We start from the raw sequence: 22,548 nt of genomic DNA, 5'->3' as shown, positions 1-22,548 counted from the left end.
GTCCATGACTCCGATGCGTACGGCGTCGGGGTGGGAGTGGAGTCTGATGGTGGCGGGTCCGGCGGAGTGTTTTACCGCGTTGGAGACCAGCTCTGAGGTCAGCAGTTCGGTGGCAGTCGGTGGCTCGTCTCCCCTGGGGCTAATTTGGCCCCTGCTGGTGAAAGTTGCGCACGATCGTGGCTCGGTCGTACGGGCAAGCGGAAGACTGAGCGCGACCGCAGGGGGATGGAACGGCATGGCAGCAAGGACATCGCCCACAGAACGCCAGAAGCGGCTGGGCATCGAGGTGCGGAAGGTGCGCACTTCAGCCGGTGTCTCCGCGGAGTACGCGGCCGGGCTGCTCGGCGTGGATCGGGAAAGATCTCGCATATCGAGTCCGGGGTGCGGGCCATCAGCCCGGAGCGGGTACGCACGCTCGCCTGCAATTGCGCATGCGAGGACGAGCGATACGTGGACGCGTTGGCCGAGATGGCTCAGCCCGGCCAGAAGGGGTGGTGGGACAAGTACCGGGGCTCTCTGCCTCAAGGGTTGCTGGATATTGCCGCCCGGTCTGCTGCAGACCTCGGACCACGCACTCGCCGTCTTCCGCGTCGTGGTCCCACAGCTGCCCGAGCAGGAGATTGCTCTGCGTCTGGCCCACCGGGTTGAACGGCAGCACGTACTGGACGATGACAATCCACCTGGCTTCGTTGCCATCGTCCACGAGGCCTCGCTTCGGATGCGGTTCGGCGGGCGTGCGGTCGCCCGCGCCCAGCTCGGCCATCTGCTGAAGAAGCCGGAGCAGGAGAACGTCATGTTGCTGGTGATCCCTTTCGAGGCGGGCGCGTTCCCTGGCGCCGGGCAGACCGTGGTGTATGCGGAAGGGCCGGTCGCGCAGCTCGACACCGTGCAGATCGACAGTTCTCACGGGCCTGATTTCCTTCACGCGGAGGCCCAGTTGGCGAAGTACCGTGCCCATCTGGACTGGATGGAGCGCATCGCGCTGTCTCCGGCGGCGTCGCGCGACTTCATCCGTGAGATCGCCAACAGCCTTTGAGGAGTCCCGATGGAAAATGCGACGATCACGTGGGAAGGGCCCTTCTGCGGTGAGGGCAACTCCTGGTTCCGCCTCGGCACCGACCTTCAGGGCAACGCCTACATCGCCATAGCCGGCGCCGAGGACGCCTACGTCACCGACAGCCGTGAAGCGCTCCGTGCGCTCATCCTCGACATCAAGGCGGGGAAGGCGGATCACCTGCTCTGAGGCCACCCCGGCCACCCCTGTGGCGCACGTCACCGGAACCGCCCGCACTCTGCGGAGAGCCCAGGGTGTGAGGTGTGTGAGGTGCATAGGACATGAGTGATCGCTTGCGTGCGCGGATACGGGCGGGTGACCGGGAGGCCTTCGCGGAGATCTACGAGGAGTACGCGCGCACCGTCTACAACCACGCCTTCCGGCTGACCGGCGACTGGTCGACCGCCGAGGAGGTGATGGCGGAAACCTTCCTCGACGCCTGGCGCACCCGGGAGCAACTGGAGCCGGACGGTGGCTCGCTGAAGCCGTGGCTGCTGGGCATGGCGACCAACAAGTCCCGCAACGCCAACCGGGGTCTCGGCCGTCGCCTGGCCTTCCTCGCCCGCCGCCCCGCACCGGACCCGGTGGCGGACTTCGCCGAGGAGAGCGCCGGCCGCCTCGACGACGCTCGCCGACTGGCCGCCGTGCGGCAGGTGTACGACCGCCTGCGGCGCGGGGAGCGGGAGGTGCTGGCCTTGTGCGTGTGGTCCGGGCTGGACTACGCGCAGGCGGCCCAGGCCCTCGGTGTCCCGGTGGGAACCGTGCGCTCGCGGCTGTCCCGGGCGCGGGCACGGCTGTGGAAGCTGACCGACCAGCGGCTGCGGGAGGAAACGTCAGGAACCCGCGGAAAAAACACGGAACCGACGAGTCGTCGCGGAGAGCTACCGGGTGAGGCCGCGTTGGCGGCCCTTCCGTTCCAGGAGATTCAGGAGGGATCCCGATGAACGCCGCTGGCTCCGGGCCGGTCCGGACCGAGCGTCAGAAACGTGGGGAAGAGGTGCACGAGGAGCTGATCCGACTGCTTCCGGCCCCACCCGAACGGGACCTGCCTCCTGGTCGCCACTCCCACCACAAGGACCGTTTGATGCAGCTCATCGACGACGACCAGAGCCGTACACCCGTTCCCGGACAGGCGTCCGGGCAGGCACAGCCCCAGGACCAGGACCAGGCGCAGCCCCAGGACCAGACCCAGTCGCCACCCCAGATCCCGCACACGACGGGGCCCCGCCTCCGCCTGCTGCGCCCCGCGGTGTGGGTACCCACCGTGGCCCTCGCGCTGGCCGGGGCGCTCACCGTCGGCCTCGTCACGAACATGGACTCCGGCTACGGAGTTGAGCCGTCCGACAGTGAGACGGCCGTGGTCCTGCTCGACCGCATCGCCGACGTCGCCGCGAAGACGGAGGCCACGCCCGTGCGCGACGACCAGCTGGTCTACATCAAGAGCCTGGACGCCGGGGCGGAGTGCCAGGAGGACGGCTCGTGCGAGCCCGGGCGGCTGAGCGAGCGGGAGGCGTGGTGGTCGCAGGAGCCGGGCCCGGTGAAACAGCTGGCGCTGTTCTACGAGGGCGGCGGCTACTCCCCGCTCAGGGAGCTGCTGCCGCCCGGCTCGCCCGGCACCCCCGCAGGCATCGACCGCCCCACCTACCAGTGGCTGGCCTCCCTGCCCGCCGACCCGGACGAACTGCTCGACGAGCTTTACCGCCTGACCAAGGAGGGGGTCCAGGAGGACGGCAAGGAGGAGGCGCAGGTCGTCTTCGACAAGATCGGTGAACTGCTGGGCAACGTCATGCCGCCGCGGACCGCCGCCGCGCTGTACGAGGCCGCGGCGAAGATCCCCGGGGTGAAGCGGGTCGAGGACGCGGTGGATCCGGCGGGTCGGCACGGTGTCGGTATCCGCCGCGTCGACAAGCGGTCCTCCTGGGCAACCGTGTGGATCTTCGACCGCGGCACCCTCGCCTACCTCGGCGAACGCACCTACCTGACGAAGGACAGCCAGACGGGCAAGGAGGGAACGGTCCTGGGGGAGTCCGCCATCCTGAAGCGAGCCGTCGTCGACCAATACCGTCAGCGGCCCGGTTCCGGATCGGAGTGACACCCGCACCGGAACCCGGGACAGGCACCGCCTCGGGCAGGTCAGCTCACGTCGGCTCGCACAGCAGCGGCTTCTCCAGTTCGGAGCAGGGCCGGTTGCCGTGGGAACGCAGGACGTCCTTGCCGACCTCGTTGGCGAGGTAGCGGAGGAAGGCCGCGGCGATGGAGTCGGCGGGCGGCTCGCCGAAGGTGTAGGCGTACTCGGTCTGCCAGAACGGGTACGTGCCCTGCTCAACGCCCTCCAGCGTCGCCTGCTGGCCGTCGATACGGACCGGGAAGAGGTCTTCGCGGCCGTCCGCCCGGCCCACCTCGCTGTGGCCCAGGGCACCGGGGATGGTCGCGACCTTGTCCAGCATGGTGCCGGTGTCGCCGACCTCGCAGCGGCCGTACTTGTCCGGGTCGAGCGCGGTGCAGTCGTCCACGGTGGTCTGCGGCATCTGCCGGCCGTCCAGGACGCGCTGGACGAGCGTGACGCGGGTGCCCGAGCCGCTGCGGCGGCTGACGAGGTGGATGGGCACGTCGTTGCCGCCGACCTTGGACCAGTTGGTGATCTCTCCGGCGTAGATGTCCTTGAGCTGTTGGCGCGTGAGGTTCTGGACGCCCGTGTCCTTGTTGACGACGAAGGTGAACAAGGACAGGGCCACGGGTCTCGGCAGCAGCCGGGGGCGGTTGCCTTCGGCACGGCCGTCGCTGAAGGTCAGGCGGTCGCCGAGTCCCTTGCTGCCCGGCAGCTTCACCTTGTCTCCGGCGGCGTTGAGCGCTTCGAGCCCGTCGCCGCTGCCCTCGAAGTCACCCGCCTCGGTGGGGACGATCTTCACCCCCTTCGCCTCGCAGGTCTCCTGGTACTGCTTGGCGGCCTCCAGTACCACGGGCGCGAAGGCCGTGGAGCCGTGCAGGTGCAGGGTGCCGCCGGCGCAGTCCAGCGGGGCGGGCCGGGGCTCGTCCCTGGTGAAGGTGAGGAAGGCCTGAGTGATGGACACCAGCACCACGAGAGCCATGAACGCCTGCGCCGGTTTCGAGGCGAAGACGTGGCCCTCGGTCTTGCGCAACCTGATCCGGCCGCCACCCCGACCGCCGACCAGGCCTGCGACGACCTCCGGGTCGGGGAACGTCTCCGCTTCGTAGCCGGGCTCGCGTTCGAGGACCGCGAGCACCTTGTAGTGGGCGCGGGGGTTGAGCTTCACCTTCGGCAGCTTGATGACCCCGTCGCCCTGCTCGACGCCGAAGCTGTCACCCACGAAGGAGTCGCGCAGTGCGGGCTGGCTGAGCTCGGTCACCACCGTGCCCGCGACACGGCGGTGCGGGAACCTGACCCTGATACCCACCGGGTCGTCGTTCGGGGTCAGGTAGTCATCCGTGACGATCGGGGTCCAGCCGGTGTTCTCTATCCGCAGCAGGACGAACGACGGGTCGGTCAGCGGCGCCCCGTTCTGCTGCATGTCCCGCAGCACCCCGGCGTCCGCGGACTGGGCCGCCTCCGTGGCCGTCGTGTCCATCTGTATCCGGTAGCCGAGCCGCTTGAGGCCGCCGACGAAGAACTCCCACACGAAGGCCAGCACGGGTATCGCGATGCTGAGCAGCGCCACCATCGTGTCGAAACCGGGCAAGTCCATCGCCGAACTCCCTTGATGCACTCAGTAGTTAACAGGGGAGCCCAGGGTGACGACTGGAGATGACGTATTGCCATACGTACCGGGATCCTCCGACGTGAATTCATCTCGGAGTCATGTACGACACGTGTTGTTCGCCTGATGTGAGGCTCACCGTCCCGCGCCCCGGTTTCCGGACCGGGGCGCGGATCGGTTCTCGTTCATGCCGGCTGCTACGGCCATTACGGCCACTGCGGAATCAAGGGCACTCCGGCACTACGGCAACCCGTGCACCTTCGGCCCCACCGCGTTCGACCAGGCGTTGCCCGCCGTGGCGTCCCAGTTCGTCGACCACGTCATCGCGCCCCGCAGGTCCGGGTACGTGCGCGAGGGCTTGAAGGAGCCGCAGTTCGTTCCCCGGGTCAGGCAGTCCAGTGCGTTGTTCACCACGGAGGGGTCCACGTAACCGCTGCCCGCTCCCCGGGTCGACGCCGGAAGGCCCAGGCCCACCTGGGACGGGGCCAGGCCGCCCTCCAGCTGGATGCAGGCCAGGGCCGTCAGGAAGTCGACCGACCCCTGGCTGTAGACCTTGCCGTCGCAGCCCAGCATGGAACCGCTGTTGTAGTACTGCATGTTGACGACCGTCAGGATGTCCTTGACGTTCAGCGCGGTCTGGAAGTAGGAGTTCGACGTCGACTGCATGTCGATGGTCTGCGGCGCCATCGTGAGGACGAGCGACGGGCCCGCCTTCGTCGACAGCGACCGCAACGCCTGGGTCATGTACGTCGCGTTGAGGCCGTTCTCCAGGTCGATGTCGACGCCGTCGAAGCCGTACGTCTGCATCAGGGAGTGGACCGAGTTCGCGAAGTTCGTGGCCGAGGCCGCGTCGTTGACGGACACCGTTCCGCGTTCGCCGCCGACCGAGACGACGACCTTCTTGCCGGCCGCCTGCTTGGCCTTGATGTCGGCCTTGAACTGGTCGACCGTGTAGCCGCCCAGGCCCGCCGAGTCCAGGTTGAAGGTCACGGCGCCCGGTGTCGTGGTCGCGTCGGCGAAGGCCACCGCGATGATGTCGTACTGGGACTGGACGTCCGCGAGGCGCTGGACCGTCGCGCCGTTGTTGAAGTTCTGCCAGTAGCCGGTCACGGCGTGCTTGGGGAGCGCGCTGCCGCCACCCGGGTTCGTGGTCGTCGTGCCCGTCACCGTCGCCGACTTCGCGGACTCACCCGCCGCGTTCGTCGCCGTGACCTGGAAGGTGTACGACGTGGAGGCGGCGAGCCCGGTCACCGTGGCCGACGTGCCCGTCACCGCCTGGACCTTGGTGCCGCTGCGGTAGACGTTGTAGCCCGTGGCGCCCGACACCGTGTTCCAGGCCAGGGACACGGACGACGACGTCGAGCCCGACACCGTCACGCCGGCCGGGGCGGACGGGATGGTGGGCGGCTGGTCGCCGCCGCCCCCGCCGTCCGGGCCGTACACCGACACGTCGTCCGCGTAGTACGCCGCCTGCCCGTACCAGCCGTGCGTGTAGAGGGTGACCGAGGTGGTGGAGGCGCCGGTGGTGAACGTCGTCGTGAGCTGCTTCCAGTCCGTGGTGTCCGGGGTCCACGTCGACACGTCCGTCGTGCCTGTGCCGCTCGCGCCCAGGTACGCGTATCCGCCGCGCACCCACGCACTCAGCGTGTACGTCGAGTTGGGTTTCACCGCGACCGTCTGGACGCACCGGGCGTTGTCCTGTCCGGCCGGAGTGGCCTTGAGGGCCGATGAGCCGGTGCGGACGGGGGAGGAGACGGTCGTACCGCTGTTCGCGGAGCAGGTCCAGTTGGTCAGACCGGACTCGAAGCCGGCGTTCTTGGCGTTGTTGACGTCCGCGGCCGATGCCTGGCCCGCGCCGGTGAGGGCGAGGCCGGACGCGGCGAGGACGGCGGCGAGGGCTCCCGCCCAGGTCCGCCGACGGCGTCTGGGTATGCCTGGTACGCGTGATGTGCGGTGCACTGATGCCTCCCGTGGGGAGTGGATGTGGGGATCCGTCAGGGTGGCCACCGCTGGACCTATAATTTGGTCCAGACCAATCGAGCTGTCAAGGTTTCTCGCCAGACCTCAAACTCCGTACGCCAGTGCACAGTTGGGGCACATGCGTCTCACTCTGTGTGGGACTCGCCGTACTTTCCGTGGGTTGATCAAGGAGATTCGGTGTTGAGCGGGCCATGCCGTGGATATGGTGCTGTGCAAGAGGATGCAGAAGGACGTCACAGGACGTCACAGGGGCGGTCTGAGGCGGTGGTCGACCACCCCGCCGCAGTCAGAACGGGGTGGTGTCGAGCGTGCCGACCGCGATAGCCGTCACCAGTTCCGATCTGGTGCTCCCGCCGCACGACCGGCAGACCCCGCCCGCCTCCGTCCAGCCGCAGGACACGCTGGAGAGTTCCCTCATCGGGATGCACGCGCTCATCGAGCAGCACGGGTATGTGATCGCCCTCTACTCGGCCTCCGCAGAGAGGGCCGGGGCCGCCGGGTCTGCCGGGGCCGCCGGGAGGTCCGCCGCCCAGCGGCTGCACGCCGTCCGCTCCGTGCTCGAAAGCGACCGGATCGCCCTGCTCGGGATCGACCTGCCGCCGCTCGGGATCGCCCTGCTGTCCCAGCAGTTGCGGCAGCTGTCCGTGTGCGACTTCAGCCCGGGCGTGCTGGCCTCCTCGGCACGCCTCCTCGCCCACTACATCTACGCCGGTGCCCTCCTCGGCTCCGTCACCAAGCTCGACCGGGTGCCGGTGTCCCTGAAGTCCCACGCCAAGTCATGGGTGCCGGGCGCACAGTTCGCCGTACTGGCCAACCCGCGGCCCGGGCTCGTCCGCGTCGGCCAGGAGGAGCTCGCCGGGCCGGAGTTCGGTACGCGGCTGCTGGTGGCCAACGGGCCGCAGCCGCCCTCCGACTGGGTCACCTCGACGCTCGCGCCCGCCTGGCAGGTGCAGGGCGTGGCCACCGTGCCGCTGCCCGCGGAGTCCGCCCGCTGGTGGGGGACGGGGAAGCTCGTCGAGTTCGCCGCCGGACTGTACGACGTGTCCGTGCTCTATCAGCTCGTCTCGTCCGTACGCCGGGAGACCTGCCACTGGTGCGGGCTCGAACTCATCGGCGACCGCTGCGGATTCTGCGCGGCACCGCTGACGACTTCTTTGCCCGCCGTTCAACGGGCGGCCATCCGGGCGCTCCCCCGAGGCGCCACGTGAGTCACCTCCGTACAACTCCATAGCAAGACGACTTCCACAGCAAAACAAGTTGGACAAGTTCCCCGGCAAAACAAGTTGGACAAGCTCCCCAGCAAGACAACTTCCATAGCGAGCAAGGCCGCTTGACCCCGTCCACCCCCCGCCCCCGATCGAGGTTGTCCGCGTCATGAACTCACGCCAGCGCCGTGGCGTCATCCTGCTGGTCCTCTCGGCCCTGTGCGCCCTCGCCGCGTTCGCCGGGGTGCTCTCGGTGATCCGTGACGTGGACTCCAAGGTGGGGCCGGAGGTGACGGCGTACCGCCTGAGGGACGACATCGCGCCGTACAAGGAGCTGTCGGCCCGCCAGTTCGAGAAGGTGTCGATGCCCGAGCGGTGGCTCTCGGACACGGCCGTCACCGACCTCGGCGACATCCGCGGGAAGATCGCCGTCAACAAGCTGGAGAAGGGGTCCCTCCTCCAGACCGACATGATCGTCGACCGGCCCGAACTCGATCCGGGGCAGCAGGAGATCGCGATCATGATCGACGCGTCGACGGGTGTCGCCGGAAAGATCAACCCCGGCTCCCGCGTGAACATCTTCGCCACCTTCGAGGCCAACAACGACAGGGGCGCCGACCAGTCCAAGCTGATCGTCGCCGACGCACGCGTCCTCGACGTCGGCAAGCTCACCCCGCTCGACGCCAACCAGTCCGGCAACGACCGCCGCCGTACGGCCACCGAGGCGGTCCCCATCACCTTCGCGCTCGACACGGCGGACGCCCAGCGCGTCGCGTACGCCGAGTCGTTCGCCGAACACGTCCGGCTCGCCCTGGTCGCGGGCGGCGACACCACGAGCGTGGCGCCCTCGGAACGTACGTACACCCTCGACGAGGACAAGTAGGAGGCCGCGCATGAGGTCAGTACGTGGGGTCCCGGCGTACGCCCGGGTGAGGTTCGGCCGATGACCATCCGTATCCTCCCCGCCGTCGGGGACATCGACTCGGCCCGCGCCCTGAGCACCCTGCTGAGCCAGCTCGCGGACGCAGAACCGGCCGCCCCGGTACCGGACTCGACCGCGCTGCTCGACTCCCTCGCCCGCCTGGCCGCGGATTCCCTGGACGAACTGCCCGAGGTCGTCCTCATCCACGAACGGATCGGCCCGGTCCCGGCGCTCGACCTCATCCGCGACCTGGTCCTGCGCTTCCCGGCGGTCGGGGTGGTCCTCATCACCGCCGACACGAGCACGGGTGTCCTCACGGCCGCCATGGACTCGGGTGCCCGCGGCATCGTCACCGTCCCCCTCGGCTACGAAGCCCTCGCCGAACGCGTCCAGGCCGCCGCCTCCTGGTCGGCCGGCATGCGGCGCCACCTCGGCAGCGGTGCGCCGGAGCTGTACGCGGGACCCGGCGGCACGCTCGTCACCGTGACGGGGGCGAAAGGCGGCGTCGGCGCGACGCTGACCTCCGTCCAACTGGCCCTGGCGGCACGCGCGTCGGGCCGTACGGTGGCGCTGCTCGACCTGGACCTCCAGTCCGGGGACGTGGCCTCGTACCTGGACGTCCAGTTCCGGCGCTCGGTCGCCGACCTGGCCGGCATCACGGACATCAACCCGCGCGTCCTCCAGGAGGCGGTCTACGCCCACGACACGGGCCTCGCCCTGCTGCTGGCCCCCGCCGAGGGCGAGCGCGGCGAGGAGGTCACCGACCGGGTGGCCCGCCAGGTGCTCGGTGCGCTGCGCGCCCGGCACGACGTGGTGATCGTCGACTGCGGCTCCCAGATGAACGCGGCGACCGCGGCGGCGGTGGAGACGGCCGACCAGGCGCTGCTGCTCGTGACCCCCGACGTCGTCGCGGTCCGCGCGGCCAAACGCATGGTCCGCCTCTGGGACCGCCTCCAGATCCGCAAGGCGGAGGAGACCCTCACGGTCGTCAACCGCCACTCCCGGGGCACGGAGATCCAGCCGTCGCTGGTGGAGAAGGTCACCGGCACGCGGGTTGCGCGGGTCACCGTCCCGGCGGCCTTCAAGGAACTCCAGTCGGTGGTCGACGCGGGGCGGTTGCAGGACCTCGACGCCAAGTCCACGGTCAAGCAGGCCCTGTGGTCGCTGGCGGCGGAGCTGGAACTGGTCGTGGCCCACGAGGGCGGAGGCGGCGGCCGCCGCCGTAAGCCGGCCTCGGACCGGGGCGCGCTGGTGCTACGGCGCAAGGGCGGCGACCGGGGGTCGGTGACGCTGGAGTTCGCCGGGATGTTCCCGCTGCTGCTCGTGGTGATGGCGATCCTGTGGCAGTGCGTGCTGTACGGCTACACGTACTCGCTCGCGGGGAACGCGGCGGACGAGGCCGCACGGGCGGCTACGGCGGCGGCTGCCGTCCAGGGCGACGTGCCGGGCGCGTGCCAGGACGCGGGGAGCAAGAACCTGCCGGGGGCCTGGAGTGGCGCGTTCATCGGATGCGACTCGGACGGCACGGTCATGAAGGCAACGGTCATCGCCCCGGTCCCGGTCTTCTTCCCGGGCTTCGACACGGGCTGGGAAGTCACGGGCGAGGCGGGGGCGGCACTGGAAGGGGACGGGTCATGACACGGCCCCGGCCAATGACACGGCCCCGCCGCCCCAGCACCGCCGGGGGCGAGAACCCGCCCCCGGCGGAGGCAACGCGCCGCCGCCGGAACGACCGAGGCGTCCGAGGCGACCGAGGCGCCTCCATCCTGGAGTTCGCCGGGTTCCTGCCGATCCTCCTCCTCGTCGGGATGGCGGCCATCCAGCTCGGGCTCATCGGGTACGGGGTCAATCAGGCGGGTACGGCGGCCCGGGCTGCGGCTCGGGCCGAGTCCCTGAACCCCGGCACAGGCGGTGCCGCAGGCCAGGCGGCGGCGAGTCAATGGCTGGACCCTGTTGTCGAACCCGGGGGAGGAGGCGGCGACACCGTCACCGCCACGGTCGTCGTCAATGTCCCCTCCGTCATCCCCCTGTTCGATGTCCCGCCGATCGAGCGCAGCGTCACCATGCCCAATGACAACGACGGCGTCTGAACCCCGTACCCCCGAGAGGAGCTGACCAAGAAGATGAGCCTGCGATCCCGTATCGCCACCCCCGACGAGGGGGGAGCCGGACGCGAGGACGGACACCTCGTGGCCGTCTACCGCGCCAAGCTCCTCGAGGAGATCGACCTCGCCGAGATGTCGAGCCTGGCGGCAGCCGAACGCCGGGCCCGCCTGGAGCGCGTCCTCGGCCACATCATCAGCCGTGAGGGGCCGGTCCTCTCGTCCGCCGAGCGGTCCCAGCTGATCAGAAGGGTCGTGGACGAGGCGCTCGGCCTCGGCGTCCTGGAGCCCCTCCTCGCCGACGCCTCGATCACCGAGATCATGGTCAACGGCCCCGACTCGATCTTCGTGGAGCGCGCCGGACGGGTCGAACAGCTCCCCCTCCGCTTCGCCTCCACCGAACAGCTCATGCAGACCATCGAGCGCATCGTCTCGACCGTGAACCGCCGCGTCGACGAGTCGAACCCCATGGTCGACGCCCGCCTCCCCACCGGCGAGCGCGTCAACGTGATCATCCCGCCGCTCTCCCTCTCCGGCCCGACCCTCACCATCCGCCGCTTCCCGCGCGCGTACACGCTCCCCGAGCTGATCGGCCTCGGCTCGCTCGACGAGCAGATGCTGATGCTGCTCGCCGCGTTCGTCCGCGCCCGCTTCAACGTGATCGTCAGCGGCGGTACGGGCACCGGAAAGACGACCCTCCTCAACGCGCTCTCCGGCCTGATCCCGTCCCACGAGCGCATCATCACCATCGAGGACTCCGCCGAACTCCAGCTCCAGCAGGAGCACGTGATCCCCCTGGAGTCCCGCCCGCCGAACATCGAGGGCAAGGGCCAGATCACCATCCGCGACCTGGTCCGCAACTCCCTCCGTATGCGCCCCGACCGCATCATCGTCGGTGAGGTCCGAGGCGGCGAGACCCTCGACATGCTCCAGGCGATGTCCACGGGCCACGACGGCTCCCTCGCCACCGTCCACGCCAACTCCGCCGAGGACGCCCTGATGAGGCTCCAGACCCTCGGCTCGATGTCCGAGGTGCTCATCCCCTTCGAGGCCCTCAAGGACCAGATCAACTCGGCCGTCGACGTGGTCGTCCAGCTCACCCGTTTCGCGGACGGCTCCCGCAAGGTGACGGAGGTCGCGCTGCTCGTCTCGCACGGCCGCGAACAGTTCCGTATCGCCACGGTGTCGCGCTTCGTCCCGCAGCCCCTCGGCGCGGACCGCGTCGTCAAGGGCCACTTCGAGCACCTCCCGCTGCCCCGCCAGGTCGCGGAGAAGCTCTACGTGGCCAACGAACCACTGCCGCCCGCGTTCGGCGTGGCCGAGGCCCTCGACGCACTTCCCACCAGGCAGGCCATCGGATGACGAGGACGCCCGAGCCGTTGTACGAGCCGATGACGACGTACGAGCCATTCAAGGCGTACGAGCCCTCGAAGGGGTGCCCGGCATGAACAACCCCTCCCTGCTGGCCCTCGGCGCCACCATCCTGTGCGGCACCCTCGCCGTCGCGGGCGTGCACACGTTCGCCTCCGGCCGCGCCCAGCGCCAGGCCCTCGTCGACCGTCTCGCCGGCACCGCCCCCGCCCGTACCCTGGGCGGCCGCGTCCGCCGTTTCACGAGCATCGACCGACGCCTGCGCCGCACCCGCCTCGGCCGGACCATCAACCTGCGCCTGTCCGCCACCGGACTCGACCTGACGGCGGGCGAGTTCGCCACGTACGTCGCCGCGGTCGTCATCGCCCTCTGGCTGATCGCCGCCGCCACCCTGGCGCCCTTCTTCGGCCCGATCGCCGCCCTCGTCGGCATCTGGAGCGCGGCCGTCTTCCTGAACTGGCAGCGCCAGAAACGCATCGAGGCGTTCATCAACCAACTCCCCGACGTGGCACGGCTCATCGCCAACGCCACGGCCGCCGGCCTGGCCCTCCGTACGGCACTGGCCCTGGCGGCGGAGGAGCTGGAGGCCCCGGCGGGCGAGGAACTGGCCCGGGTCGCCGACCAGTTGACCCTCGGCCGCTCGATCGACGACGCACTCGGCGAGCTGGCCGAACGCCTGCCGTCCCGTGAGCTGATCGTCCTCGTCACCACCCTCGTCCTGTCCAACAGGGCGGGCGGCTCGGTGGTCAGCTCCCTGCGCAACCTCACCCAGACGCTGGAGGACCGCAAGGAGACCCGCCGCGAGGTCCGCACCATGCTCTCCGAGGTCAACGCCACGGCCTTCACGGTCCCGTTCCTGGGCCTGGGCTCCCTGGTCCTGATCAACTCCTCGAACGACGGCGCGTTGGCCCGTGTGACCGGATCGCCGCTCGGCCAGGCCCTGGTCCTGATCTCGCTGGGCCTCTACACGGTCGGTTTCTTCGTCATCCGCCGCCTGGGCAAGATCGAAGTATGAGAATCGAAATATGAGATTCGAAGGATGAGAGGGGAGGAGAGGTTACGGTGCTGCCCCTGCTGCTCGCCCTCCTGACGGCCGTCTCGGTCGCGGGCATGTTCCTCGGTATCCGCATGATCCGCGCGGAGGCGAAGCTCCCCGGCGACCTGGCCCTCGCCCTGGAGGTGGGCGCGACCCGCGTCTCCAAGGCGGGCTCGGCCGTCGACCGTATCGGCATGCGCTTCGCGCCCCTCGTCCTGCGCCTGATGGGCCCGCGCCGCGTCGACGCGAAACGCCGCCGCATCGACATGGCCGGCAACCCGGGCGGCCTCACCCTGAACAGGTACGCGGCCCGCCGCGCCGTCTACGGCGTCTTCGGCCTCTTCATGGGCCTGGTCTTCCTCACCAACGGCCAGCTCTTCCTGGCCCTCGGGACCTTCGCCTTCGGCGTGCTGGCCGCCGACGCGCTGATCTGGCAGGCCATCCGCGAACGCAAGGACGTCATCGACCGCACACTCCCCGACTTCCTCGACGTCCTGGCCGTCGTCGTCTCGGCGGGCCTCGGCTTCCGCCAGGCACTGGACCGGGTGGCGGAGAAATACGAAGGACCCTGGGCCGACGAACTGCGCATCACCCTGCGCCAGATGGACATGGGCGTCAGCCGCCGCCAGGCCTTCGACGAGCTCCGCAAGCGCAACTCCTCCGAGCAGGTCGCCCAGTTCGTTTCGGCGCTCCAGCAGGGCGAGGAACTCGGCTCCCCGATCGCCGAGACCCTCATCCAGCTCGCCACGGACATGCGCCGCACCGACGCCCAGAACGCCCGCCGCCGCGCCGCCAAGACGATCCCCAAGGCGACCCTCGTGACCCTGGTCTTCATGCTCCCCGCGACGATGATCCTCATCGCGACCGGGATGTTCCTCGGCTCGGGCACGAACTTCGGCGACATCCTGGGCCGCTGATGAGAAGCCGTCTGCTCCAGCCGCGTTCCGGGCACCGGCCGGGCGGAACCCCCGGCGGCTACCTGGCCGACGACGTGCCCGCTCCCGCAAGCCTGCGCCTGCAACTGAGCGCCCTGCAGGCGTTGTGCCGCCAGACCTTCGCCGTCCGCCTCGCCCTGCTCGTCATCGGTACGCCCTTCGCGATGGCCAACACCACGGACAGCCCTTCGCGCTACGCCGTCCTCACCGCCGGGGTCCTCGGCACCATGGGCTCGTACGCCATGCTCAGGGACTGGGACCGCTTCGGCCCCCGCGTCCTCGCGCACCCCACCCTCATGGCGCTGGACCTCCTCTTCGGTGCCGTCCTGCTCCTGACGGCGTCCCCGGCGTCCCCCCTGGCCTACGCCACGGTCTGCACCCCGCTCCTGTCCGGCCTCCTCTACGGCTGGCGCGGCGCCGGACTTTTCACCGGCCTGCAACTGGCCGTCCTGCTCACCGTGTACCGCGCCTGGGAACACCGCCCCGGCGCCGGCACGAGCACCCTCCTGATCGCGGGCTTCTGCATCGCGGCCGGCATCGTCGGCGTGACCCTGCGCAACCTGATGTTCCGCTTCGGAACGGCCACCCAGGCGCTCTCCGAGGCCACGTCCCGCCTGGCCGTGGCGGAGGCGGTGGAGTCCGAACGCGCCCGCCTGGCCCGCGAACTGCACGACTCGGTCGCCAAGACGCTGCACGGCCTGGCGCTGGCGGCGGAGGCGCTGGCGACGTCGGCGGACCGGGCGGCCGACCCCCAGGTACTCGGGCAGCAGGCCACGCTGGTGGCGGCCGCCGCCCGCCGGGCGGCCTCGGAGTCCCGCGACGTCCTGACGGACCTGCGCCACCACACGGACCTGACGACGCCGCAGCCCGTGGACCTGCTGACCGAACTGAGCGCACGGACCGAGGACTTCACCTCTCGCACATCGCTCGCGGCACGGCTCCGGCATACGCGGACTACGCCCCCTCCGCTCTCGTGCGAGAAGACCCACGACCTTCTGGCGATCGTCTCGGAGGCCTTGGAGAACGCGCACCGCCACGCGCAGGCGACGGAGGTGGTGGTCGAGGTGGAGGACTCCGCCGACGCCCTCCGTCTCCGCGTCACGGACGACGGAGTGGGCCTGCCGCCCGCCTTCACCGTCAACCAGGCGGCCAGATCCGGCCACTTCGGGCTGCTGGGCATGACGGAACGAGCGGCGAGGATCGGCGCCCGACTGCACGTGACGCGACCCGCGACGGGAGGTACGGAGATCACGATCGACCTCCCGCTGCCCACCCCCCAAACCCCCCGACAGGAGGCCGTCCATGCCTGACCAGGCACTTCCCGGCCCGCCCCTCCGCGTCCTCGTGGCCGACGACAACCCGGTCGTCCGCGCGGGCCTCGCCGCGCTGCTCGGCGCGCACCCCGACATCGAGGTCGTCGCCGACGCGACGAACGGCGAGGAAGCGGTGAGCAGGGCCGCCGACTGCCGCCCGGACGTGATCCTGCTGGACGTCCGCATGCCCGGCACGGACGGCCTGACCGCCTTGCCCGAACTCGCCGCGCTGGCAACCGTCATGATGCTGACGTACAGCCGAGAACCCGAGGTCGTGGCCGAGGCACTGCGCCGGGGCGCGACCGGCTATCTGGTCCACGGTGAGTTCACGGCGCCCGAACTGATCGCCTCGGTAAGGGACTTGAAGTACGGCTTGACCACGCTCTCGCCGTCGGTGCGCGTCCCCGCCCCTGCCGGTGTCTCATCTCCGTTCGGTGTTTCGTACGAACCTTCACACGAAAGTCATGAACCCACTTCGCAGCTGCAATTGGTTGTGGCACAGTCGTCGAAGGCTCGATCCGCAGTCGCGGCACGACTCCGTCGCCGCGTCCCCGACCGTCCGGCCTTCGGTCTGAGTTCAAGGGAGGTGGAGGTGATGGACCTCATCGCGTCCGGCATGAACAACCGCCAGATCGCCGCCGCCTGCTTCATCAGCGAGAAGACCGTGAAGAACCACATCAACCGCATCTTCGCGAAGCTGCACAGTTCCTCGCGGAGCGAAGCGATTGCTCACTGGCTCGGGACTGCTCGGGAGGGGTGGAGTGGATGAATCCGGTCAGGGGCAGAAGTTGGGTCCCAGGGCCCACCCGGAGTATGCGGTTTTTCACGTACGGTGCTGGGGTCGGCAGTGTCATCGGCATCGGGCGAGAGGGCAGGCGTCGTGAGCAGGTTCGGCAAGTTCGGCGACTGGAAGCGGACCGTTGTCTCCCGGATGCGGGGGAAGGGGCGGGACACGGGGGCCGGGTTCGTGGAGTACGCGGGGATCATGATCATCGTGGCGGGGATCTTCGTGATGATCGATGGACTGGGGCTGGACGGCACGATCTCGCAGGCGATCCTGACAGCCGTGACCAACGTCACCGGCGGCTGAGGGCCCTACGACCAGTCGACGACCGGGGGTCCACGCTCCCCATCTACATCTGGCTGACGACGATTCTGCTCTTCGCGGCGTTCGCGTTCTTCGCGTTCGCCCAGGCGGCCTTCGCACGCAACGGTGCTCAATCCGCAGCGGACGCTGCTGCGTTGGCGGCGGCACAAGAGGCCCGCGATGAGTTGATCCTCCAGTTGGGGGACGTCATTGGCACGGACGACAACTGGCTGGACTGGTTGAACCTGCCTGGCGACGAAGGAGTCCCTTACGAGGGGGCCTATGACGCGGCCCAGCAGTTGGCCGCGGAGAACGACGCGAGCATCGATGATTTCGGCGTTGCTCAGACGGGCGGTTATCCCGGCTTCCGGGTCGGAGTCCTGACCAGCTACACCGTCGGTGACTCGATCATCCCGGGAACGGAGAACAGGCAGGCGCGCGCCGACGCCATCGCCGTTATCCAGCCACGTTGCGAGTTCGATGAGAACGCGGACCCCACGAAACCCGTGGAGCTGGTCTGCGACGACGAGCGGGTGAACATCGACCCCGAAGATTTTGATCTGGACGACCTTCCTGACGCGTCCGCGATGTTCTCTGTGCGTCTGGCCGAGTGAGAGGAATCCGTGTCCATGAAGTTCCGGTACACCACGAAGGGCCGCGCGGCCCTGACCACGGTGACGATCGCCACCGGGCTGGTCCTGACGGTGGCCGGTTGCGGCGGCGGAGGGGACGACGACAACTCGTCGAACTCGAAGTCCTCTTCGAAGTCGTCAGACGACAGTGGGGACGACAACAAGAATGAGTCCCAGGCCCCCGTCGGCGAGTCGGTGATGGCCGAGGTCGAGGCCGGAGGCCTGACGCTCAAGGTCACTTCGGCTGCCCGTGATGAGGGTGGCTTCGTCACGGTCGAGGGGACGGTGACAAACGGCACCGGCGAACCGTGGGTGGCCGCGGAATGGCGAGGTGACGAGAGCGAACTGGTCAAGAACGGCGGCTCGATTGCGGGCGCGAGCCTGGTCGACCAGTCAGGCAAGAAGAGGTACCTCGTCCTCCGCGACACGGAAGGGCGTTGTCTGTGCACGAAGTTCACCGGCGGTCTCCAGTCAGGCGAGACCACGGACTGGTTCGCCCAGTTCCCCGCCCCACCCGACGGCACCACAAAGGTCGACTTCCAGGTCGGCTCCATGCCCCCCGCCTCCGTCGAACTCTCCCAGGGCGAGTGACCCATGGCCGCCCTCACGCCCCGTACCGCCACCACCTGCACGGCGCTGGCCGTACTCGCCACCCTCACCCTCACCCCGGTGTACGCAGCCGACGACCCCAGCGAACCCCCGGGCACCGTCACCAGCGCACCGCCCCCGGAGGTGGACGCGAACAGCCCGGGACTCAAGCTCGCGGACGGCGCGACGCTCGCGTCCGCCAAGGTGCTGGACATCAAGTCGGTCGTGGAGGACCTCGGCGGTGAGGAGCGCAGGGAGGACACGAACCAGAACGTGACGTTCGCGCTCCAGGCGGAGGTGCTGTTCCCCAAGAACAGCTCGAAGCTGAACCCGGAGGCACGCTCCCGTATCCAGGCGATCGCCGACGAGATCAAGGCACAGAAGCCCACCACGGTCCGTGTCTTCGGCTTCACGGACAACCTCGGCTCGTACGAGCACGGCAAGACCCTGTCCAAGGCGCGCGCGGACATCGTCCACGACCAACTGGCCGGCTCCCTCGGCTCGAACGTCACCTTCGAGGTGCGCGGGTACAGCGAGGACTACCCCATCGCGGACAACTCCTCGGAGGAGGGCCGCCGCAAGAACCGCCGCGTGGAGGTGTCGTTCCCGAGGGGCGCGACGGCGAGCGAGGACGGGAAGGGCACCGCGAGCGGGGCCGGGGGCGAACCGAGCTGACGGACGATCGCCCGGACGACCGGGAGGACCGGGAGGACCGGGAGGACCGGGAGGACGCGGAGGGCCGATCGCAGCGCCCCGACCGCCGGCTCGGCCGAGGTCCGGACACACACGGCGTACGGGCCCGGCGTCCCCGCCCGGTGGGCCGGACCGCGCGATGCTGGAGACGCGAGAGCACGTACGGGAGTGAGCACGTACGGAAGCGACGAGTCGGAGCGCCACCGGCGCGCGGGACCAGGAGCGAGCCGCCATGAGAAAGATCATCCTGATGATGTCCGTGTCCCTCGACGGCTACATCGAGGGGCCGAACCGCGAGATCGACTGGCACATGGTCGACGACGAACTGCACACGCACTTCAACGAGCAGCTCGCGACCATGGGCGCCTTCCTCGACGGGCGGGTGACGTACGAGCTGATGGCGGACTTCTGGCCGACCGCCGACCGGGAGAAGGACAGCACCGGTCCCGTGGCCGACTTCGCGGTGATCTGGCGGAACATGCCGAAGATCGTGTTCTCACGGACCCTGCAGCACGCCCAGTGGCACACGACGATCGTGCGGGACGTCGTGGTTGAGGACATCCGGGCGCTCAAGGCGCAGGACGGCGGTGACCTGGCCCTCGGGGGTGCCGAACTCGCCGCCGAGTTCATGCGGAACGACCTGGTCGACGAGTACCGGATCTACGTCCACCCGGTCGTCCTCGGCCGGGGCAAGCCCCTGTTCGCGGAGTCCGACACCCGGCGGACGCTGCGGCTGCTGGAGAACCGGACCTTCGGCAACGGGGTCGTGCTGCTGCGCTACGAGCGCGCCGAACCCGCCGACTCCGCGGACGCGTAATGCGGTTGTACGGGTCCGCGGCCGTAGGTGGGAAGGGATCATGACTGGACTCGGTGCTGTGTTCCGGCCCCAACTGCCCCCCGAGCGACTGCGTGCGATCGCCCGCCTCGCCGACGAGACCGGCCTGGAGCAGCTGTGGCTGTGGGAGGACTGTTTCCTGGAAGGGGGCATCTCGGCCGCGTCCGCCGCCCTCGCCTGGACGGAACGCGTACGGGTGGGGGTCGGGCTGCTGCCCGTGCCCTTGCGGAACGTCGCGGTCACCGCGATGGAGACCGCCACCCTGCACCGGCTGTTCCCGGGGCGGGCGACCCTGGCCGTCGGACACGGCGTGCAGAACTGGATGGGACAGGTCGGAGCGCGGGTGGAGTCGCCGCTGACCCTGCTGCGTGAGCATCTGCTGGCCCTGCGCGCGCTGCTCGACGGGGAGCGGATCACGACCGGCGGCCGCTACGTGGAGCTGGACGACGTGGCGCTCGACTGGCCCCCGGAGCCCGGCGTGGAGCTCCTGGCCGGCGCGACCGGGCCGCGCACGCTGCGGCTCTCCGGCGAGGCGGCGGACGGCACGATCCTGACCGCCGGTACGTCACCGGAGGACGTACGCCGCGCCCGCCGGCTCATCGACGAGGGGCGGAAGTCGGCCGGCCGCACCGATCCCCACAAGGTGATCGTCTACCTCCTCGCGACGACCGGCCCGGACGCCTCCGCCCGTGTCCAGGCCGAACAGGCGGTGGAGGGGCGGGCCTCGGGGGTCGCCGGCGACGCGGGCACCGTCGCCGAGGCCGTGCGCCGCTTCGCGGAGGCGGGAGCGGACACGGTGATCCTCCAGCCGACGGCGGACGAGCCCGACCCGGAGGGCTTCGTACGGTTCGTGGCGACCGAGGTGCGCCCGCTGGTCCCGTGATACTTCCCGTGATACTTCCCCCGAGTCTCCCGTGATTTCGGAAAGCGCAGGTCAGCGGTCGTTGTCAGTGCCCGCTGACACACTCCCGGGCATGAGTGACAACGGTGGAATCGACGGCGAGATCATTCGGCTGCGGGGCGTCCAGGAGAGCGACCTGGAGCTCTTCCACGCCTACGAACAGGACGCGGAGGCGGTGCGGCGTTCGAGGTTTCCCGCCCGGGAGCGCGAGGCCTTCATGAACCACTGGGCGAAGCGCATCCTCGGCAACCCCACCGGCCTCGTGCGGACGGTCACGGTCGACGGCGAAACCGCCGGGAACCTGATGGCCTGGTGGGGGGAGGACGGTCGCCGTTTCGTCGGCTACTGGCTGGGCCGCCGGTACTGGGGCCGGGGCATCGGCACCCGAGCCCTGGCCCTCTTCCTCCAGGAGGAGCAGAACCGTCCGCTGTACGCCGACCCGTTCCACGGCAACACCGCCTCGGTCCGACTCCTGGAGCGCCACGGCTTCCGCCGCGCCGGCACTGTGCGGCACGGCGAGGACGAGCACGTCCTGCTGGTCCTGGAGGAGTGAGGGCCGGGCCGGCCCTGTCATCGCCCCGAATTCAGTCGCGTCCATCATCCCGCCCTTGCGAGGATCCCCCCATGACCGCCGCCGCCGACCACTTTGACCGCACCTCCCGCACTCCTCGTACGCCCCGGACCCCCCATACGCCCCGGACCCCGCGCACCTTCGAGGCCCTCGTCACCGAGGCCGAGGCCGCGCCCACCGAAGGCTGGGACTTCTCCTGGTTCGAGGGCCGGGCCACGGAGGAGCGGCCCTCGTGGGGGTACGCACGCTCGATGGCCGAGCGAATCGCCCGCGCCTCCGCCGCGCTCGACCTCCAGACCGGAGGAGGGGAGGTCCTGGCCTCCGCCCCGGCGTTCGCCCCGCTCACCGTCGCCACCGAGGGCTGGCCCCCGAACGTCGCCAAGGCCACCGCCCTCCTCCACCCGCGCGGCGTCGCCGTCGTCGCCGGCCCCGAGGACGCCCCGCTGCCGTTCGCGGACGAGGCGTTCGACCTGGTGACGAGCCGGCACCCGGTCAGCCCGCAGTGGGCGGAGATCGCCCGTGTCCTCAAGCCGGGCGGTACGTACTTCGCCCAGCACGTGGGCCCCCGCAGCGTCTTCGAGGTCGTCGAGTACTTCCTCGGCCCGCAGCCGGAGGAGCAGAGCGGCAATCGCCACCCCGACCGCGAGCGCGCGGACGCGGAGGCCGCAGGGCTGGAGGTGGTCGACCTGCGCGCGGAGCGACTGCGGATCGAGTTCCTCGACATCGGCGCCGTCGTGCACTTCCTGCGCAAGGTCGTCTGGATGGTGCCCGGTTTCACTGTGGACGCTTACCGGCCCCGACTCCTCGCGCTGCACGAGAGGATCGAGGCAGAGGGCCCGTTCGTGGCCCACAGCACCCGCCATCTCATCGAGGCCCGCAAACCCGGCCGGTGACGACCGCACCGGGCCCGGCCCGTACGTGCCCGTACGTCCGCCCGAGTTCACCGCATTCGTCCCGGCCGGAGTCGCGCGGTGTCCACATCGTTATCGGGGGCCGCTCGCTCAAGTCGCACATCGAGCGATAAGTTCAGACCAAGGTAATTCGCGTGAGCAAAGCTGCGCGCGTGGCACCGCGCAGAGGAGGGGGCTGCGCGGTGTCGTGGCCGCCGGGCTGACGGCACGTCACCGGCCGGGCGCGACGGCTCGACACTGGTCGCATGCCGCACCCTACGTCCCGTACCCCGCACCCCGAACCCGCGCCGACTTCACGGCCTCCAGTGGCACCGGGACCGCCCGTCTCCGCCGTCGTGAACGTGGTCATGGATGTGTCATCAACGATGGCGTCAAATGGGCGCACCTCGCGCCCTTCACCCGTGCGGGGGTGTGCCGGAACGTGTCGTCGAGTGGCGCACAAGCGAACTCAAACCCCTTGTATCCCTTCGGATGCCGCCTGATTGCCTTGGAATCCGCTGCGATCCAGCCATGGATACCCCCTGAATGAACGCTTCCGGGCCCATCCACGCGTCGTCGGCCGACTCCGGAGAGTAGTTGTTTCACGCCGATGCATGCAGCATCCCTTACGAAGGGTTATGGTGGAAGCCCCCCCCTCGGGCCGGTCCGTCTCCCCCCCACGGACCGGCCCGTTTTTTGTGCGGCGAGAGGTACCCC

Annotated in this window: 22 protein-coding genes and 1 pseudogene; 21 read left to right on the top strand and 2 right to left on the bottom strand. The window is 69.7% G+C overall.

Features of this window, described 5'->3' with window-relative positions:
* Positions 1 to 235: 235 nt before the first annotated feature.
* The 4 genes and pseudogenes from FPZ41_RS31225 (at position 236) to FPZ41_RS31210 (ending at position 3,146) form a co-directional block, all read left to right on the top strand.
* Positions 236 to 1,036: pseudogene (locus tag FPZ41_RS31225) on the top strand (helix-turn-helix domain-containing protein).
* Positions 1,037 to 1,045: 9 nt separating this feature from the next.
* Positions 1,046 to 1,243 carry a hypothetical protein gene (locus FPZ41_RS31220; RefSeq protein ID WP_152866980.1) on the top strand — a complete coding sequence of 66 codons (198 nt, stop codon included), beginning with the start codon at positions 1,046 to 1,048 and terminating at the stop codon, positions 1,241 to 1,243.
* Positions 1,244 to 1,335: 92 nt separating this feature from the next.
* Positions 1,336 to 1,998, top strand: a complete 663-nt coding sequence (locus FPZ41_RS31215; RefSeq protein ID WP_152866979.1) for an RNA polymerase sigma factor — start codon at positions 1,336 to 1,338, stop codon at positions 1,996 to 1,998.
* Entirely contained in the window at positions 1,995 to 3,146 is a 1,152-nt protein-coding gene (locus FPZ41_RS31210) for a CU044_5270 family protein (RefSeq protein WP_152866978.1), read from the top strand. The genes FPZ41_RS31215 and FPZ41_RS31210 overlap by 4 nt, the downstream gene beginning before the upstream one ends.
* A gap of 46 nt (positions 3,147 to 3,192) precedes the next feature.
* Here the strand turns inward: FPZ41_RS31210 and FPZ41_RS31205 are convergent, their stop codons facing one another.
* Entirely contained in the window at positions 3,193 to 4,758 is a 1,566-nt protein-coding gene (locus FPZ41_RS31205; RefSeq protein WP_152866977.1) for a substrate-binding domain-containing protein, read from the bottom strand.
* Between the two features lie 252 nt (positions 4,759 to 5,010).
* Positions 5,011 to 6,702 carry a chitinase gene (locus tag FPZ41_RS31200; RefSeq protein ID WP_407698845.1) on the bottom strand — a complete coding sequence of 564 codons (1,692 nt, stop codon included), beginning with the start codon at positions 6,700 to 6,702 and terminating at the stop codon, positions 5,011 to 5,013.
* A gap of 356 nt (positions 6,703 to 7,058) precedes the next feature.
* Here FPZ41_RS31200 and FPZ41_RS31195 point away from each other — a divergent pair, with 356 nt between their 5' ends.
* From FPZ41_RS31195 to FPZ41_RS31120, 17 genes are all read left to right on the top strand, one after another.
* Positions 7,059 to 7,958, top strand: a complete 900-nt coding sequence (locus FPZ41_RS31195; RefSeq protein WP_322620944.1) for a hypothetical protein — start codon at positions 7,059 to 7,061, stop codon at positions 7,956 to 7,958.
* 166 nt (positions 7,959 to 8,124) lie between these two features.
* Positions 8,125 to 8,838 carry a Flp pilus assembly protein CpaB gene (gene cpaB / locus FPZ41_RS31190; protein ID WP_152866976.1) on the top strand — a complete coding sequence of 238 codons (714 nt, stop codon included), beginning with the start codon at positions 8,125 to 8,127 and terminating at the stop codon, positions 8,836 to 8,838.
* A 60-nt stretch (positions 8,839 to 8,898) separates the two neighbouring features.
* Positions 8,899 to 10,515 (top strand): AAA family ATPase, encoded by a 1,617-nt coding sequence (locus FPZ41_RS31185; RefSeq protein WP_152866975.1) that lies wholly within the window; start codon positions 8,899 to 8,901, stop codon positions 10,513 to 10,515.
* 14 nt (positions 10,516 to 10,529) lie between these two features.
* Entirely contained in the window at positions 10,530 to 10,967 is a 438-nt protein-coding gene (locus FPZ41_RS31180) for a TadE family protein (protein WP_152866974.1), read from the top strand.
* A 33-nt stretch (positions 10,968 to 11,000) separates the two neighbouring features.
* Entirely contained in the window at positions 11,001 to 12,341 is a 1,341-nt protein-coding gene (locus tag FPZ41_RS31175; protein ID WP_152866973.1) for a CpaF family protein, read from the top strand.
* Positions 12,342 to 12,423: 82 nt separating this feature from the next.
* The gene (locus FPZ41_RS31170) at positions 12,424 to 13,365 is read left to right on the top strand and encodes a type II secretion system F family protein (protein ID WP_152866972.1); all 942 of its coding nucleotides are present in this window, start codon (positions 12,424 to 12,426) and stop codon (positions 13,363 to 13,365) included.
* A gap of 47 nt (positions 13,366 to 13,412) precedes the next feature.
* Positions 13,413 to 14,303, top strand: a complete 891-nt coding sequence (locus FPZ41_RS31165; protein ID WP_322620943.1) for a DUF5936 domain-containing protein — start codon at positions 13,413 to 13,415, stop codon at positions 14,301 to 14,303.
* Entirely contained in the window at positions 14,303 to 15,631 is a 1,329-nt protein-coding gene (locus FPZ41_RS31160; RefSeq protein ID WP_152866971.1) for a sensor histidine kinase, read from the top strand. The genes FPZ41_RS31165 and FPZ41_RS31160 overlap by 1 nt, the downstream gene beginning before the upstream one ends.
* Positions 15,624 to 16,403: a response regulator gene (locus FPZ41_RS31155; RefSeq protein ID WP_152866970.1), complete on the top strand. Its 780-nt coding sequence runs from the start codon at positions 15,624 to 15,626 to the stop codon at positions 16,401 to 16,403. The genes FPZ41_RS31160 and FPZ41_RS31155 overlap by 8 nt, the downstream gene beginning before the upstream one ends.
* 111 nt (positions 16,404 to 16,514) lie before the next feature.
* On the top strand, positions 16,515 to 16,724 hold the full coding sequence (locus FPZ41_RS47375) for a hypothetical protein (RefSeq protein ID WP_194236268.1): 210 nt from the start codon (positions 16,515 to 16,517) through the stop codon (positions 16,722 to 16,724).
* Positions 16,721 to 17,335: a pilus assembly protein TadG-related protein gene (locus FPZ41_RS31150; RefSeq protein WP_152866981.1), complete on the top strand. Its 615-nt coding sequence runs from the start codon at positions 16,721 to 16,723 to the stop codon at positions 17,333 to 17,335. The genes FPZ41_RS47375 and FPZ41_RS31150 overlap by 4 nt, the downstream gene beginning before the upstream one ends.
* Before the next feature lie 15 nt (positions 17,336 to 17,350).
* On the top strand, positions 17,351 to 17,944 hold the full coding sequence (locus FPZ41_RS31145; protein ID WP_152866969.1) for a hypothetical protein: 594 nt from the start codon (positions 17,351 to 17,353) through the stop codon (positions 17,942 to 17,944).
* Between the two features lie 3 nt (positions 17,945 to 17,947).
* Positions 17,948 to 18,616: an OmpA family protein gene (locus FPZ41_RS31140; protein WP_152866968.1), complete on the top strand. Its 669-nt coding sequence runs from the start codon at positions 17,948 to 17,950 to the stop codon at positions 18,614 to 18,616.
* 250 nt (positions 18,617 to 18,866) lie between these two features.
* The gene (locus FPZ41_RS31135; RefSeq protein ID WP_152866967.1) at positions 18,867 to 19,451 is read left to right on the top strand and encodes a dihydrofolate reductase family protein; all 585 of its coding nucleotides are present in this window, start codon (positions 18,867 to 18,869) and stop codon (positions 19,449 to 19,451) included.
* Between the two features lie 40 nt (positions 19,452 to 19,491).
* A complete protein-coding gene (locus FPZ41_RS31130; RefSeq protein ID WP_152866966.1) occupies positions 19,492 to 20,352 on the top strand; it encodes an LLM class flavin-dependent oxidoreductase in 861 nt (286 codons plus the stop codon).
* A 91-nt stretch (positions 20,353 to 20,443) separates the two neighbouring features.
* Complete coding sequence (locus FPZ41_RS31125) at positions 20,444 to 20,923, top strand: GNAT family N-acetyltransferase (RefSeq protein ID WP_152866965.1); 480 nt, start codon at positions 20,444 to 20,446, stop codon at positions 20,921 to 20,923.
* A 71-nt stretch (positions 20,924 to 20,994) separates the two neighbouring features.
* Positions 20,995 to 21,834, top strand: a complete 840-nt coding sequence (locus FPZ41_RS31120; RefSeq protein WP_152866964.1) for a class I SAM-dependent methyltransferase — start codon at positions 20,995 to 20,997, stop codon at positions 21,832 to 21,834.
* The last annotated feature ends 714 nt before the right edge of the window (positions 21,835 to 22,548 follow it).

It is taken from the genome of Streptomyces acidicola (assembly GCF_009377235.1).
Lineage (GTDB): Bacteria > Actinomycetota > Actinomycetes > Streptomycetales > Streptomycetaceae > Streptomyces > Streptomyces acidicola.
This window is presented reverse-complemented; position numbering and strand designations above follow the sequence as displayed.

Excerpts from the sequence above, each read along its gene's own strand:
- FPZ41_RS31155 (WP_152866970.1), top strand. The coding sequence starts at position 15,624 with ATGCCTGACCAGGCACTTCCCGGCCCGCCCCTCCGCGTCCTCGTGGCC.
- FPZ41_RS31125 (WP_152866965.1), top strand. The coding sequence starts at position 20,444 with ATGAGTGACAACGGTGGAATCGACGGCGAGATCATTCGGCTGCGGGGC.
- FPZ41_RS31215 (WP_152866979.1), top strand. The coding sequence starts at position 1,336 with ATGAGTGATCGCTTGCGTGCGCGGATACGGGCGGGTGACCGGGAGGCC.
- FPZ41_RS31120 (WP_152866964.1), top strand. The coding sequence starts at position 20,995 with ATGACCGCCGCCGCCGACCACTTTGACCGCACCTCCCGCACTCCTCGT.
- FPZ41_RS31170 (WP_152866972.1), top strand. The coding sequence starts at position 12,424 with ATGAACAACCCCTCCCTGCTGGCCCTCGGCGCCACCATCCTGTGCGGC.
- FPZ41_RS31185 (WP_152866975.1), top strand. The coding sequence starts at position 8,899 with ATGACCATCCGTATCCTCCCCGCCGTCGGGGACATCGACTCGGCCCGC.
- FPZ41_RS31130 (WP_152866966.1), top strand. The coding sequence starts at position 19,492 with ATGACTGGACTCGGTGCTGTGTTCCGGCCCCAACTGCCCCCCGAGCGA.
- cpaB (WP_152866976.1), top strand. The coding sequence starts at position 8,125 with ATGAACTCACGCCAGCGCCGTGGCGTCATCCTGCTGGTCCTCTCGGCC.
- FPZ41_RS31210 (WP_152866978.1), top strand. The coding sequence starts at position 1,995 with ATGAACGCCGCTGGCTCCGGGCCGGTCCGGACCGAGCGTCAGAAACGT.
- FPZ41_RS31205 (WP_152866977.1), bottom strand. The coding sequence starts at position 4,758 with ATGGACTTGCCCGGTTTCGACACGATGGTGGCGCTGCTCAGCATCGCG.
- FPZ41_RS31135 (WP_152866967.1), top strand. The coding sequence starts at position 18,867 with ATGAGAAAGATCATCCTGATGATGTCCGTGTCCCTCGACGGCTACATC.
- FPZ41_RS31145 (WP_152866969.1), top strand. The coding sequence starts at position 17,351 with ATGAAGTTCCGGTACACCACGAAGGGCCGCGCGGCCCTGACCACGGTG.
- FPZ41_RS31220 (WP_152866980.1), top strand. The coding sequence starts at position 1,046 with ATGGAAAATGCGACGATCACGTGGGAAGGGCCCTTCTGCGGTGAGGGC.
- FPZ41_RS31180 (WP_152866974.1), top strand. The coding sequence starts at position 10,530 with ATGACACGGCCCCGCCGCCCCAGCACCGCCGGGGGCGAGAACCCGCCC.
- FPZ41_RS31175 (WP_152866973.1), top strand. The coding sequence starts at position 11,001 with ATGAGCCTGCGATCCCGTATCGCCACCCCCGACGAGGGGGGAGCCGGA.
- FPZ41_RS31140 (WP_152866968.1), top strand. The coding sequence starts at position 17,948 with ATGGCCGCCCTCACGCCCCGTACCGCCACCACCTGCACGGCGCTGGCC.
- FPZ41_RS31160 (WP_152866971.1), top strand. The coding sequence starts at position 14,303 with ATGAGAAGCCGTCTGCTCCAGCCGCGTTCCGGGCACCGGCCGGGCGGA.